Origin of the sequence: Novosphingobium sp., from assembly GCF_037133355.1 — a bacterium.
In the GTDB taxonomy this organism is placed as follows: Bacteria; Pseudomonadota; Alphaproteobacteria; order Sphingomonadales; family Sphingomonadaceae; genus Novosphingobium.
Map to the genome: position 1 here is coordinate 258,862 of NZ_JBAXOI010000001.1, position 12,628 is coordinate 271,489.

Sequence of the window (12,628 nt, forward strand, 5' to 3'; positions counted from 1 at the left end):
TGCCGCCCAAACTCTCCGCGTTTGTCGCATTGCAGCACTTTCCAGCCGACCGCTGGCAGGCGCGTAAAACCCAGCCAAACGGCTTCTTTGGGATACGGTCAATGTCGGTTTTTAGTCGGTTTCTTCGCTAATGCAGCGAAATTGCAGGCCGGCCTGAGTGGGCAAGCGTTCCGCGCTCTTGCGTGACACTGCTGAAATATCCTTGCAATCTGCCATTTTTGTGTGGAGTGAGGCAGTTTAGTTACAACGGCATTCCGTTTGTCCAAGGGGATCGATCTAAATGAAGCCAATCAAGGTCGCAGTGATCGGCGTAGGCAATTGCGCAAGCTCGCTGGTGCAGGGTGTAGAGTTTTACCGCAACACCAACTCGTCGGCGGGCCTGATCCATGATCGGATTGGCGGCTACGGCGCTGGCGATGTCGAATTCGTCATGGGCGTGGACGTCGATGCCCGAAAGGTCGGCAAGGATATTGCCGAGGCGATCTTCGCCGCCCCCAATTGCACCGCCGTGTTCCAGTCCGACGTGCCCGCAACCGGTGCCAAAGTCATGATGGGCCGGATTCTCGACGGTGTGGCCGATCACATGACCGGCATGGGCGAGCGCGGCTTCATCGTCTCCGATGCTCCGGAAGCAACTCGCGAAACGATCGTAGCGGCGCTGCGCGAAACCGGCGCCGAGGTCCTCCTCAACTTCCTGCCCGTCGGCTCGGAAACCGCGACCGAATTCTACATGGAATGCGCGCTCGAGGCCGGTGTCGGCGTCGTCAACTGCATGCCGGTATTCATCGCCAGCCGCCCCGAGTGGGAAGCCCGCTTCCGCGCCAAGCGCATCCCGATTGTTGGTGACGACATCAAGGCACAGGTCGGCGCCACGATCGTCCACCGCGTGCTCTCCAGCCTGTTCGGCGCACGCGGCGTCACGGTCGAGAAGACCTACCAGCTCAACACCGGCGGCAACACCGACTTCATGAACATGCTTGACCGCCAGCGCCTCGGCTCCAAGAAGGAATCGAAGACCGAGGCGGTGCAGGCCATGCTTGCCCAGCGCCTTGCCGACGAGAACATCCACGTCGGCCCCTCGGACTATGTGCCGTGGCAGAAGGACAACAAGCTTTGCTTCCTCCGCCTTGAAGGAACGCAGTGGGGCAATGTGCCGATGAACCTCGAGCTGCGCCTCTCGGTCGAGGACAGCCCGAACTCGGCTGCTTGCGTGATGGACGCAATCCGTTGCTGCAAGATCGCGCTGGAGCGGGGCGAGGGCGGTGCGCTGATCGGTCCCTCGGCTTACTTCTGCAAGCACCCGCCGCAGCAGTTCAACGATGACGTCGCCGCGCAGCTGGTCGATGAATACATCTCGGAAACCGCGCTGGCCGCCGAATAAGCGCCCAGCTCCAGAACATCTGGCGGCGTCGGTCCTTGGACGGGACCGGCGCCGCCCGTGTTTCGGGCCCTTGCGGCCCGCGAGGAGGAACGATCCGATGGACGCCGTGATCATCGCCGCAGGCTATGGAAGCAGGCTGGCCGAACTCTCGCCATCGAAGCCGCTGATACCCGTCTGCGGCATGCCCTTGATCGAAATCGGGGCCCGGCAGGCCGCTGCGGCAGGCGTCAACCGCGTGGTCGTGGTCACCGGACACCGCGGCGCAGAGGTTGAGGCGTTCCTTGCCGATCTCGGCAAGCGGATGCCGATAGCGATCGAGCACGTGCGTGTGGCCGACTGGAGCAAACCCAACGGCCACTCCGTGATGGCCGGCGCGGCCCGGTGCGAGGGTGATTATCTGCTGCTGATGGCCGACCATATGTTCGACAGCGCGATCCTAGCCAACCTGCTGAAGGTGGGAGACGTGACACGCGACGTCACGTTGGCCATCGATCTGAGGATCGACAACCCCCTTGTTGATCCGGACGATGCGACCTGGGTCAAGACCGATGCCGATGGCTTCATCACCGCGATCGGCAAGACCATTCCCGTATGGGACGCCGTGGATTGCGGGGCCTTTCTGGCAACACCCCGTCTCGCCGCAGCGATCGGTGCCGCTATTGCGGCCGGCAAGGCCGGAAGTCTCTCGGATGGAATGCAATGGCTGGCAGACCGCCGCCGCGCCGCCACGCTGGAGATCGGCGGGGCGTGGTGGATGGACGTCGATGATCCGCGCGCCCATGCACTCGCCGAGGAACTCGCGCCCCGTCACCTGGCCGCAGCGTTCGCCGCTGATTGAGCGCCGCCTCCTTAGAATTTCTTGAGATTGATCGTGAGCGCCTGATTGGAGCGTTCAACCTTGACGAGCACGGACCTGAGCGACGGTGGCCCGAAGAGAATCGTCGGATTGTTGGAGAAGCCCACCGCCTCGCTTGGAATGCCGAACAGACCGCCCCGGTTGATCGAGCCGGACGAGTCTTCATCATGATAGATCGCGACTGCATAGTTGCCCGCGCGTGGGACAAACAGGCAGAACCGCGTCTGACCAGCCGTCGCCGGCGTACTCGCCACGTAAAGCGACCCGTTCTTCACCAAGAACCGCTTGGCGTCATCGGGGTAAAGCGTGGCAGTGACAAGGCCCCTGCTGTTGCGCACGCGGTCTACCGTGATGGTCACCCACAGGTCGCTGGCTGGCCCGATACAGGCGGGCGCCGCATGCGCCGCGCTCGCAAGAGTTCCTGGCGGAGCGACCATCAGGCCCAGCGCAATTGCGATTGCGCGGGGCCACTTCGGCATGATCATGACATTCTTCCCGCAAACCACAGCTTCCAAGCAAAGCCGCGCGTTGAGCGCGCGTGAATAGGCGGGCTTACCCCTGTTCGGCAAGGCCGCGCGTGCTGCGCCCCCTTGGCACCGCCGATTGGCGGAGTCCGGCCGACTTGCCCCCGACTTTGCGCCGAAACGGCTGAGAATGGGGACAATGCGTGTGGAAAAGCGAGGCAATCACGCTTGTTTCGCCGATTCGCCACCGGTACTCGAAAACTAGAAGGTCGCCGCCTTGCGCCATGATCAATGGGCGCTGCCCGATCCCAGTTTGCGAGTTTCCGTGATGGCTGCGCCGCTGATTGCTCCCTCGATTCTCTCCGCCGATTTTGCCCGGCTGGGCGAGGATGTGCGGGCCATCGATCTGGCAGGCGCCGACTGGATCCATATCGACGTGATGGACGGTCACTTCGTGCCCAATCTCACGATCGGCCCAGGCGTGGTCAAGGCACTGCGGCCGCACAGCGCCAAGACCTTCGACGTCCACCTCATGGTCGCGCCGGTTGACCAATATCTGGAACCTTTCGCGGCGGCCGGAGCGGACATCCTGACGGTTCACCCGGAGGCAGGGCCGCACGTTCATCGCACCGTTCAGGCGATCCATGCGCTTGGCAAGAAGGCCGGTATCGCGCTCAATCCCGCGACTCCGGCGAAAATGCTGGATTATCTGATCGACGACATCGATCTCGTCCTGGTGATGAGCGTGAATCCCGGTTTCGGTGGCCAGAGCTTCATTGCGAGCCAGCTGCGCAAGATCGAGGCTGTGCGGAAGATGATCGATAAAAGCGGACGTTCAATTCAGCTTGAGGTTGATGGCGGGATCGATGCAGACACTGCCAGGCAGTGCGTCGCCGCCGGCGCAGATGTGCTGGTTGCGGGAACCGCATCGTTCAAGGGCGGCGCCGATTGCTATGCGGCCAACATTGCCGCCCTCAAGGGTGCCGACTGATCCAATGGCACGGCCAGTCCACGGATCGCGCAAGGCGTCGGGCGAGGACGTAGTCGCTCGCTCATCGGCCGAGTCCGCTGTCGAGCCTGCCGAGGCCCGCCTCGCGTTGCCGCTCGGGCCGGAGCCCGAACCGCTGGTTGTCATGTCCGCAGCGCCGCGTCCGGCGCCGGAAGCGGGAAAGCCAGCCGCACCCCTGCCTAGCGCCGCCGACCCGGCAGAACCCGGACCAATCGAGCCTGGCCGTGCGCTGGCTCTGGCCGATTTCTCGCCCCCGCACGTCAGCGCCAGCGAACGTCTGATTCGCCTAGCGTATGGCCTTGGCATCCCCGCATCAGCGCTCAATCCCTTCCGAAAGCGCGCGCGCCCCCGGCTTACTGCTACGGTCGCAAGCCCGCTGGTTGGCGACTCCGCTTCAGGAACGGCACTGCGTGCGGGGCACTTCCTGCTCCATGGCGTCAAACTGCCGATCGCCGACACCGAATTCAGCGGCCCGCGCCTCTCCCCGCCGTTTGAGCGGCTGGTGCACGGTTTCGGGTGGCTGGGCGACCTTGCCATCTGTGCTGCCCGCCCGCAGTGCGCGCCGGTGGCGGAGCGCATATTCGCGGCATGGCTCGCTGCCAATCCGCGCCCGGGCGCGGGTCCTGCCTGGTCGGTCGGCAATACCGGGCAGAGGCTGCTCGCCTGGTTGATCCATGCGCCACTGCTGCTTTCCAGCCAGGACCGAAAGCTGCGGGCGCGCGTCCTGGGCACTTTCGAGGACACGGCACGCTGGCTCGACCGCCATGTCGGCCGCGCCGAAGACCCGCTGGCCGAAGTGGCGGGATGGACGGCGATCACCGCAGCAGGACTGCTGCTGGCCGAAGGCCGCGCCCGCCGTCTTTATGGCGAGGGCGGCCTTATCCGCGCGCTGGGCGATCTCGTCAGCGACGATGGGGGCCTGCTTTCGCGCAGTCCGCTCGGCCAGATCGAGGCTATCGAACTGCTGATCGAACTGCGCGCTTGCTATAGCGCGGTCAGAAGCGCTCCACCTCCGCAGCTTGATTCCATCCTTGAACTGCTGGTGCCCCCGCTGCTGACTTTGCTCCACAGCGATGGCAGCCTCGGCTCATGGGAAGGCGCCGGCGCGGTGTCTGCAGAGCGGATCGCCGCGCTGATCAAGGCAAGCGGTGTGCGCACCCGCCCGCTGCGCGATGCGCGCCAGTGGGGCTACCAGCGCGTGCATGCGGGCAAGGCCGTGCTGCAGTTCGATGCCGCGCCCCCTCCGCTGGCGCGTCATGCCCGCGATGGCTGCGCCTCGACCCTTGCGTTCGAATTCAGCCATGGCGGAGAGCGCCTCATCGTCAACTGCGGCGGCGCCGCCTTCGCCGGCGGGCTCATCCCGCTTCGCTTGGCCCAAGGCCTGCGCGCGACGGCTGCCCATTCGACGCTCGCCATCGACGATTTCAATTCCACCGCGGTTCTGATCAATGGCAAGCTTGGGCCCGGCGTTTCGGAAGTCGAGGTTGATCGGCGCATTCTGGGCAGCGAGGGAGCCGGCAGTGGCGGCGCAACGCGGATCGAGGCAAGCCACAACGGCTATGTCGCGCGCTACGGCCTGACCCATCGCCGCATCCTCATGCTGCGTGATGACGGCAGCGAACTGCGCGGCGAGGACCTGCTCTTGCCCACGGGTCGGCGCGGCAAGCGTGGCATGATCGGGGTCGCCTTGCGCTTTCATCTCGGCCCGCACGTCGAAGTAGCCCAGGGCCGCGATGGCCTGGGCGTCACACTCGCCCTGCCTGACGGCAGCCTCTGGCAATTCCGCTCCGGACGCGATCCGGTCACGTTGGAAGAAAGCCTCTGGGCTGATGGCATGGGTCGCCCGCTGGCGACCCGGCAGCTGGTTATCTCGGCCAAGATCCCCCGCAGCGGCGAGTCGTTCTCGTGGCTGCTCAAAAAAATGCGCTAGACAGGACACGGCAGAGTGAATGACGTGACGATAAGGCGGGCACTGCTTTCAGTATCCGACAAGACCGGACTTGCTGATCTCGGCCGTGCGCTTGCTGCACACGGAGTGGAGCTTGTCTCGACCGGGGGAACCGCCGCTGCGCTCCGCGACGCCGGTTTGACGGTACGCGACATCTCAGACCTCACGGGCTTTCCCGAAATGATGGACGGGCGGGTCAAGACGCTGCACCCCAAGGTCCATGGCGGACTGCTCGCCGTGCGCGACGATCCGGCCCACGCCGCCGCGATGGCCGATCACGCAATCGGCGCAATCGATCTCGTCGTCGTCAATCTCTATCCCTTCGCCGCGACTGTGGCCAAGGGCGCCGGGCGTGACGAGATCATCGAGAACATCGATATCGGCGGCCCTTCGATGGTCCGCTCGGCCGCCAAGAACCACCGCTACGTCACGATCGTGACGGACCCGGCCGACTATCCCGCGCTGATCACGGCGTTGTCGGCAGGCGGCGGCGCAACCAGTCTCGAACTGCGCAAGGCGATGGCGGCAAAGGCCTATGCCGCCACTGCCACTTATGATGCCGCGATCGCGGGGTGGTTCGCGGCAACCGACCAGCAGCAGCACTTCCCGTCCACGCTGCTCGGCGCGCACCGCCTGGTCACGTCGCTGCGCTATGGTGAGAACCCGCATCAGAACGCAGCGCTCTATGTTCCGGCGCAGGGTGGTTCGGTGAGCGGCTTGCCGCAGGCACGGCAGATGCAGGGCAAGGAGCTGTCCTACAACAATTACAATGACGCCAATGCGGCACTTGAGCTCATCGCCGAATTCGGTGCGGAGCAGCCCGCAGTGGTGATCGTGAAGCACGCGAATCCCTGCGGCGTTGCCGTTGCCGCAACTCCGCTGGAGGCATGGCAGGCGGCGCTCGCGTGCGATTCAGTCTCGGCTTTCGGCGGTATTGTCGCGCTCAACCGTCCGCTCGATGGCCCGACGGCCGAGGCAATCTGCGAGATCTTCACCGAAGTTGTCGTCGCCCCCGGAGCAGATGACGACGCGCTTGCTGCCTTTGCCCGCAAGAAGAACCTGCGGTTGCTGCTGATTGACGAAATGCCCCAGGCCGACAGGGGCGGTCTCGTATCGGTGCCCATCGTTGGCGGGCTGCTCCTGCAGGACCGGGACAATGGCGCGCTCACCCCCGACATGTTGCGCGTGGTCACCAAGCGCCAGCCTACAGCGCAGGAAATGGCGGATTGCCGATTTGCCTGGACCGTGGCGAAGCACGTTAAGTCAAACGCGATTGTCTATGCGCGCGATGGCGTGACGGCAGGCATTGGCGCAGGCCAGATGAATCGCCGCGACAGCGCCCGGATCGCGGCGGTCAAGGCGCAGGAAGCCGCCGAGACCCATAGTTGGTCAGAGCCGCGCACCGTGGGCTCGGCCGTCGCATCGGATGCATTCTTTCCGTTTGCAGACGGCCTCATCGCAGCGGTCGAGGCAGGCGCAACGGCAGTCATCCAACCGGGCGGCTCGATCCGCGACGATGAAGTGATCGCCGCAGCCGATGCTGCCGGCCTCACCATGATCTTCACCGGGATGCGCCATTTCCGGCACTGAGAGCTGATGGGATGACCGGGGATGGCGGCGGCGCCAGCCCCGGTGTCCTGGTCAGCGATAGAAGATGTGATTATCGATCTGCGCCATGCGAGTCTTGCCCCAGGACGGCGAGACATGGGCCGCATGGAAGAACATGGCGCCCTCCACCGGGCTTTTCCACGCGCCGCTGTCGGCGATCAGGGCGATCTTGACTGCCTGCTGCCACAAGTGCCCCTCACGATTCACCGGGGGCATGGCATTGGCGCGAACAAACGAGAATTGCGAGGGTTGGTAGACCACCCCGCAATAGGAGCTGGGAAACCTGCCCGACGCAGAGCGAGCCACGATCACGCGGCCCACGGCAAGCTGACCGGCCAGCGTTTCGCTGCGTGCTTCGAAATAGATCGCCCCGGCAAGGCACTCCATCTCGCGCGAGAGCGACGCCGGAGCCGGAGTCCGCGCAACAAGGTCAGCCAGCGTGGAAATGCCCTCAAGTGCACTTGAGGTTTCCTGAACCGCTTCCAGTCCGGCACGTTCGGGTTGGGGTAGAGGCTGTTCGACTGGCCGGAACACACTCTGCTGTGGTTCAACGGTCACGGCCGAGGATCCTGGCGCTTCAACAACCGGGATCTGGATATCCTGCGCCTTTGCACCGGACCCACCGGTGCTGAACAGGATCGTTGCAAGACTTGCAGCAATGCAAACGGCACTTGCAAGGCGGAATTGATGGCTCATTCATCGTCGTCATTGGGCGGTGAACGTCGGCACAAGGCGCGAACGGTGCCGGTGGTGCGAGGCAATGCCCGCAGGTCCGGAAAGCCGCTCGAAGGCCCTGGCGTCTGCCCCCCGTCTGCGTGCTGGCGAAGACGGCATGCTTGCCGCCCGATCGCTGCCTACGCGAGGTCGCGCCGGCGCCTTTATGTCGTGGGCGCGACAAGTCAACCCACGCATCCGCATTTTTCCTTGGTTCAATCGAGATTCAGGATGAAGCGTTCGCCGTCCGCGATGGTCAGTTCGACTACCCACAGGTCCGGATCCTGCGTGATCCGGCGGCTGAGGTAAGCATCGAATTCCTGTTTTTTTTCAATATCCTGTACCTTTGCCAGCGACCAGCCGCGGGTTCCATCGGGCCGGGGCAGCCGTTCGAAGGCGCGGCCGATGCTGTGGCCAAACCCTTGATTATCTAGCGTAACGACGAGAATCGTGCCGCTGTCGGGCTCGCCCGTGCGTGCAACCACCGCGAATCCACCCGACGTCTCGGCAAGCCGAATCAAGGCGGAGACCTCGACTGCGGCAGGCAGGCGCGGTGCCGTCATGGTCGGCAACTTCCGGATCGGGCAATATGGGCGAGGCCGCCGCTCATCGCAGCGCAGTCGGTGCGGGGCGGGTGATCAGGCAGCGTCGCGATCGATAACATTGACGAGCAGTGCGTAGATCGCATCAGCATCAGGTGCCGCAATAAGCCGCTCGTGCATGCGCTCGTCGCGCATCAGGCGCGAGATGGCAGCCAGTGCCTGGAGATGGGTTGCGCCTGCCTGTTCAGGTGAAAGCAGGCCGAACACGCAATCGACCGGCATGCCGTCGGATGCGGCGAAATCCACCGGACGCTCGAGCCGGAAAAAAGCGGCCACCGGGCGGGCGATGTTTTCGAGCCGCGCGTGGGGGATGGCAACTCCGCGCCCGAAGCCTGTGCTGCCGAGTGTTTCGCGCTCCTCGATCCGCTCGATGACCATGGCGCGGTCAAGGCCATAGACCTCGCTGAAACAATCCGCGAGGGCACCAAGGATCTGGGTTTTGGTCTCGGCACGCACGATGCGCACCGCCTGAAGATCGATCGAGAAGAGAGCGGTCATGGAACCAGTGACGCCGGTAAATGCGTTTGCACGCCTGATGTGGAGCGGCCCATGCGCCCGAACGCGGCGCGGTGCAAGCGCCGAATCGCGCGGGGAACGGGAGAAGGTCCTGCCGTCGGCATCGGGCAGACGTGCAGTTTGCCGCCTCGGTCAATGCGCCGGTTCAACCCATCCGATCGAGCCATCCCCGCGGCGATAGACCATGTTGTGCACGCCCGTGCCCGCGTTCTTGAACAGCAGAGCATTGGTATTGCGCAGATCAAGCATCATCACCGCGTCTGATACGCTCGCGGTCGGCACATCCACCCGGGTTTCGGCAATCACGAGCGGCGCATCGGCGGGCTCTTCTGTCTCGGTTTCCTCGACCATGAACACGGTATAGGCGGCATCTTCCTCGCGCCGGGCATGATCAGCCTGGTCCTGCCGCGCGGTGATCCGCCGCTTGTAGCGGCGCAGCTGCTTGTCGATCTTCTCAGCCGACTGGTCGAGCGCGACATGCGCGTCTTGCGCCACCGCGCTGCCCTTCAGGATCAGCCCCTGTGCGACATGCGTGACGATATCGCACCGAAAGCCGCCGTGCGGCGCTTTGCCCAGCGTGACGTGCGAGGTGAGCGCTCGAGAGAAGTACTTGTCGACAATCGCGGACAGACGCGCCTCGGCATGGGCTTCGAAAGCGGCGCCGGTATCGACCTGATGGCCCGAAACGCGAATATCCATAAGTCCACTCTCCTTGGATCAATCGGCTTGCCTGGCGGAGGCCAGGCAAGCCGGGTTCATCGTAGCCAGATGGCTCCGCTGATCGCTTCGACGAACGCGGCATGGCGGGCAAGCTCCTCCGCGCTGGGTGCATGGGGCCGAGCCGGTCGCATCCCGCGGGGCCTGACCGGTACCACCGGCGCAGCGGAAGGCGCCTGGATGACCGCGACTTCCGCAGCCAGTTCAAGGCCGATCTGTCGGCCGCCCATAAGCTCGACGTAGAGCTGGGCGAGCAATTCGGCATCGAGCAGCGCGCCGTGGCGGACACGATGGCTGCGATCGATCCCATAGCGCGAGCACAGTGCATCAAGACTGAGCTTGGCGCCGGGGTGCTTGCGCCGGGCAATGGCCACCGTATCGACCATGCGCGCGCGGTCCACCGGCGTACGCTGGCAAATGGCTAGTTCGGCGTTGAGGAAGCCGAAATCGAAGCCGGCATTGTGTGCGACCAGCGGGGCATCGCCGAGGAAATCGAGCAGCTCGTCCGCCCGTTCGGCAAAGCGGGGCTTGTCGGCAAGGAAGGCGCTCGAAAGGCCGTGAACGGCCTCGGCCTCGGCCGGCATGGAGCGTTCGGGGTTGAAATAGGCATGGAAAACCGCGCCCGTCGGCACGCGGTTGACCATCTCGATGCAGCCGATTTCCACAAGCCGGTCACCGCTTTGCGGGTCTAGTCCGGTCGTCTCTGTATCGAAAACGATCTCACGCATTTGCTGTAGTCTGGACCCGCAAGAGGGGGGTTGCAAGGCTTCAGCGAGGGTTTTTTTGCCGTATGTATGCGACCAGGGCTGACACCTCTGCGCGGGTTTCCGCGAGCGTTACGCCAGTGTCGATCACGTGGTCGGCGCGGGCGCGTTTTTCGGCATCGGGCACTTGCAGGGCGAGGATCTGGGCGAACTTTTCCGGGGTCATACCAGGGCGCGCAAGCACACGGGCACGCTGGAGTTCGCCCGGTGCGGATACCACCACGACCGCGTCGAGCCCGGAGCCGTGGCCTTTCTCATAAAGCAGCGGGATATCGAAGACGACAAGCGGCTCGCCGGCATGTTCAAGCATGAACGTCGCGCGTTCGTCCGCGACTGCGGGGTGGACGATCGCTTCCAGCCGCGCCAGCGCGGCAGGGTCGCCGAACACCCGCGCACCGAGCGCCGGGCGATCGACACCGCCGGAGCCTGTCGTTCCGGGAAAGGCCGACTCGATTGGCGCAAGGAGCGCTCCGCCGGGCCCCTGCAGCCGGTGGACTGTGGCATCGGCGTCGAACACCGGCACGCCAAGCTCACGCAGCATAAGCGCAACTGCGGATTTGCCCATGCCGATTGACCCGGTGAGGCCGAGGATAAAGGGCCCGCTCATGCAGCGAGTACCGCGCGCAGCGCGGCATCGGCCTCGCGCGGGGGGACCTTGCCGAAGAAGCGGCGGAAAGCATGGTCGGCCTGGCCGATCAACATTGAGAGGCCGTCTACCGTGCGGAAGCCGGCAGCGCGCGCGGACTGCAGAAAGGCAGTGTCGAGCGGGCTGGTGACAATGTCGTAGAAGACCGAACCCGGCGGCGCGTGGCTCATGTCGAAGGCGAGCGGTGGTTGACCGGTCATGCCGAGCGAGGAAGCATTGACCACGAGATCGAGGCACCCTTCGCGGTCGTCGAAGGAAAAGTCGGTGGGACTGGCGAAGTGCGTGATATCGACCGCATGGTGCTCGCCCGCGGGATCGAGCTCGTCGAGCAGCGCGCGCGCCTTGGCTGGATCTCGTCCGGCGAGGACGATGACGAGTTTTTCGTCGGCGAGACCCTTCACTATCGCACGCGCTGCACCGCCGGTGCCCAGAATGCGGGCCATGCGGAAGTAGTGCGTCTGATCGAGCAGCGCTCGCAAGGGTTCGAGAAAGCCTGGCACGTCGGTGTTGTAGCCAACAAGCTGGCCGTCTTCCGGTACGATCGTGTTGACAGCGCCGACGCTGGCGGCAAGCGGATCAAGGCGGTCGAGGGAGGGAATGACCGCCTGCTTGTGCGGCATTGTGACATTGCAGCCGCGCCAATTCCTGTCGGTGCGGCGGCTGGCGAGGAATTCACCGAGGTCACGCTTGTCGACTCTGGACGCTCTGTAGGCGGCGTCAATGGCGAGATGCCCCAGCCAGAAGCCATGAATCGCAGGGGATTTGGACTGGGCAATGGGATCACCGATAACTTCGGCATAAGGACGGCTCATGTGGCAATCTCGCCCTGGGTTCGCAATGCAGCAAGCAGAGCAAGGAGCGGCATGCCGAGCACGGTGAAATGGCTTCCCTCGATATGCTCGAAGAGCTGGACACCCATCGCCTCAATACGGAATACGCCGACGCAAGCGCCGACGGCTGGCCATTCCTGCGCAAGATAGCTCTCGATGAAGTCGGGCGAGAGTGCGCGCACGCGCAGCTTTGCGGTTTCGACGTGGCGCCAGGCCGGTACGCCATCGCGCACGAGAATTGCCGCAGAATGGAGGTGCATGGTCTGCCCCGAGAAGAAGGCAAGGTGTCTGGCCGCATCAGCGCGGCTTGCGGGCTTGTCGAACAGGCGGCCACAGACCTCGACCAGTGAATCACCGCCGAGTACGAGCCTGCCCGGTGCTCCGACCGAGACTGCAAGCGCCTTGGCCTCGGCCAGAATGAGCGCGACCTCGCCGCCAGGCACGCCGATCAGCTCGCGCCTGATTTCCGCCTCGTCGACGCTTGAGCCACGCGCCTCGAACGGCACACCCGCCGCTTCAAGCATGGCCTTGCGGCTCGCACTTTGGGACGCCAGTATCAGCATTTGATCACCA

General features: G+C 64.5%; 14 protein-coding genes. 5 read left to right on the forward strand and 9 right to left on the reverse strand.

Features of this window, described 5'->3' with window-relative positions; translation table 11 throughout:
• Positions 1–280 precede the first annotated feature (280 nt).
• Both WCL10_RS01310 and WCL10_RS01315 read left to right on the forward strand, forming a co-directional pair.
• Positions 281–1,381 carry an inositol-3-phosphate synthase gene (locus WCL10_RS01310; protein WP_336893803.1) on the forward strand — a complete coding sequence of 367 codons (1,101 nt, stop codon included), beginning with the start codon at positions 281–283 and terminating at the stop codon, positions 1,379–1,381.
• A gap of 97 nt (positions 1,382–1,478) precedes the next feature.
• A complete protein-coding gene (locus WCL10_RS01315; RefSeq protein ID WP_336893804.1) occupies positions 1,479–2,219 on the forward strand; it encodes an NTP transferase domain-containing protein in 741 nt (246 codons plus the stop codon).
• 11 nt (positions 2,220–2,230) lie between these two features.
• Here WCL10_RS01315 and WCL10_RS01320 read toward each other — a convergent pair whose 3' ends face one another.
• A complete protein-coding gene (locus tag WCL10_RS01320; RefSeq protein ID WP_336893805.1) occupies positions 2,231–2,722 on the reverse strand; it encodes a DUF2141 domain-containing protein in 492 nt (163 codons plus the stop codon).
• Positions 2,723–3,029: 307 nt separating this feature from the next.
• Between WCL10_RS01320 and rpe the strand changes: the two genes are divergently transcribed.
• The 3 genes from rpe to purH are packed head-to-tail and all read left to right on the forward strand — an operon-like array spanning position 3,030 to position 7,248.
• Positions 3,030–3,692, forward strand: coding sequence for a ribulose-phosphate 3-epimerase (rpe, locus tag WCL10_RS01325; protein WP_336893806.1), 663 nt, complete (start codon positions 3,030–3,032; stop codon positions 3,690–3,692).
• Positions 3,693–3,696: 4 nt separating this feature from the next.
• Positions 3,697–5,640, forward strand: a complete 1,944-nt coding sequence (locus WCL10_RS01330) for a heparinase II/III family protein (RefSeq protein ID WP_336893807.1) — start codon at positions 3,697–3,699, stop codon at positions 5,638–5,640.
• Positions 5,641–5,655: 15 nt separating this feature from the next.
• Positions 5,656–7,248 carry a bifunctional phosphoribosylaminoimidazolecarboxamide formyltransferase/IMP cyclohydrolase gene (gene purH / locus WCL10_RS01335; protein ID WP_336893808.1) on the forward strand — a complete coding sequence of 531 codons (1,593 nt, stop codon included), beginning with the start codon at positions 5,656–5,658 and terminating at the stop codon, positions 7,246–7,248.
• Between the two features lie 51 nt (positions 7,249–7,299).
• Here the strand turns inward: purH and WCL10_RS01340 are convergent, their stop codons facing one another.
• The 8 genes from WCL10_RS01340 to WCL10_RS01375 form a co-directional block, all read right to left on the reverse strand.
• On the reverse strand, positions 7,300–7,824 hold the full coding sequence (locus WCL10_RS01340; RefSeq protein WP_336893809.1) for a cell wall hydrolase: 525 nt from the start codon (positions 7,822–7,824) through the stop codon (positions 7,300–7,302).
• A gap of 371 nt (positions 7,825–8,195) precedes the next feature.
• Positions 8,196–8,543, reverse strand: coding sequence for a DUF1491 family protein (locus WCL10_RS01345; protein ID WP_336893810.1), 348 nt, complete (start codon positions 8,541–8,543; stop codon positions 8,196–8,198).
• A gap of 75 nt (positions 8,544–8,618) precedes the next feature.
• Positions 8,619–9,080, reverse strand: coding sequence for a PTS sugar transporter subunit IIA (locus WCL10_RS01350; RefSeq protein WP_336893811.1), 462 nt, complete (start codon positions 9,078–9,080; stop codon positions 8,619–8,621).
• Between the two features lie 150 nt (positions 9,081–9,230).
• Entirely contained in the window at positions 9,231–9,797 is a 567-nt protein-coding gene (gene raiA / locus WCL10_RS01355) for a ribosome-associated translation inhibitor RaiA (protein WP_336893812.1), read from the reverse strand.
• Between the two features lie 56 nt (positions 9,798–9,853).
• Positions 9,854–10,543: a DNA polymerase III subunit epsilon gene (gene dnaQ, locus WCL10_RS01360; protein ID WP_336893813.1), complete on the reverse strand. Its 690-nt coding sequence runs from the start codon at positions 10,541–10,543 to the stop codon at positions 9,854–9,856.
• A 40-nt stretch (positions 10,544–10,583) separates the two neighbouring features.
• Entirely contained in the window at positions 10,584–11,186 is a 603-nt protein-coding gene (gene coaE, locus WCL10_RS01365) for a dephospho-CoA kinase (RefSeq protein WP_336893814.1), read from the reverse strand.
• Complete coding sequence (aroE, locus tag WCL10_RS01370) at positions 11,183–12,037, reverse strand: shikimate dehydrogenase (protein WP_336893815.1); 855 nt, start codon at positions 12,035–12,037, stop codon at positions 11,183–11,185. Before aroE ends, coaE begins: the two co-directional genes overlap by 4 nt.
• Positions 12,034–12,618: a nucleoside triphosphate pyrophosphatase gene (locus WCL10_RS01375; RefSeq protein ID WP_336893816.1), complete on the reverse strand. Its 585-nt coding sequence runs from the start codon at positions 12,616–12,618 to the stop codon at positions 12,034–12,036. Before WCL10_RS01375 ends, aroE begins: the two co-directional genes overlap by 4 nt.
• Between the last annotated feature and the right edge of the window lie 10 nt (positions 12,619–12,628).

What these genes read in the sequence shown, in the direction of transcription:
- WCL10_RS01330 (WP_336893807.1), top strand. Translation starts at nt 3,697, where the DNA reads ATGGCACGGCCAGTCCACGGATCGCGCAAGGCGTCGGGCGAGGACGTA.
- WCL10_RS01375 (WP_336893816.1), bottom strand. Translation starts at nt 12,618, where the DNA reads ATGCTGATACTGGCGTCCCAAAGTGCGAGCCGCAAGGCCATGCTTGAA.
- WCL10_RS01315 (WP_336893804.1), top strand. Translation starts at nt 1,479, where the DNA reads ATGGACGCCGTGATCATCGCCGCAGGCTATGGAAGCAGGCTGGCCGAA.
- raiA (WP_336893812.1), bottom strand. Translation starts at nt 9,797, where the DNA reads ATGGATATTCGCGTTTCGGGCCATCAGGTCGATACCGGCGCCGCTTTC.
- coaE (WP_336893814.1), bottom strand. Translation starts at nt 11,186, where the DNA reads ATGAGCGGGCCCTTTATCCTCGGCCTCACCGGGTCAATCGGCATGGGC.
- dnaQ (WP_336893813.1), bottom strand. Translation starts at nt 10,543, where the DNA reads ATGCGTGAGATCGTTTTCGATACAGAGACGACCGGACTAGACCCGCAA.
- rpe (WP_336893806.1), top strand. Translation starts at nt 3,030, where the DNA reads ATGGCTGCGCCGCTGATTGCTCCCTCGATTCTCTCCGCCGATTTTGCC.
- aroE (WP_336893815.1), bottom strand. Translation starts at nt 12,037, where the DNA reads ATGAGCCGTCCTTATGCCGAAGTTATCGGTGATCCCATTGCCCAGTCC.
- WCL10_RS01320 (WP_336893805.1), bottom strand. Translation starts at nt 2,722, where the DNA reads ATGATCATGCCGAAGTGGCCCCGCGCAATCGCAATTGCGCTGGGCCTG.
- WCL10_RS01350 (WP_336893811.1), bottom strand. Translation starts at nt 9,080, where the DNA reads ATGACCGCTCTCTTCTCGATCGATCTTCAGGCGGTGCGCATCGTGCGT.
- WCL10_RS01345 (WP_336893810.1), bottom strand. Translation starts at nt 8,543, where the DNA reads ATGACGGCACCGCGCCTGCCTGCCGCAGTCGAGGTCTCCGCCTTGATT.
- WCL10_RS01310 (WP_336893803.1), top strand. Translation starts at nt 281, where the DNA reads ATGAAGCCAATCAAGGTCGCAGTGATCGGCGTAGGCAATTGCGCAAGC.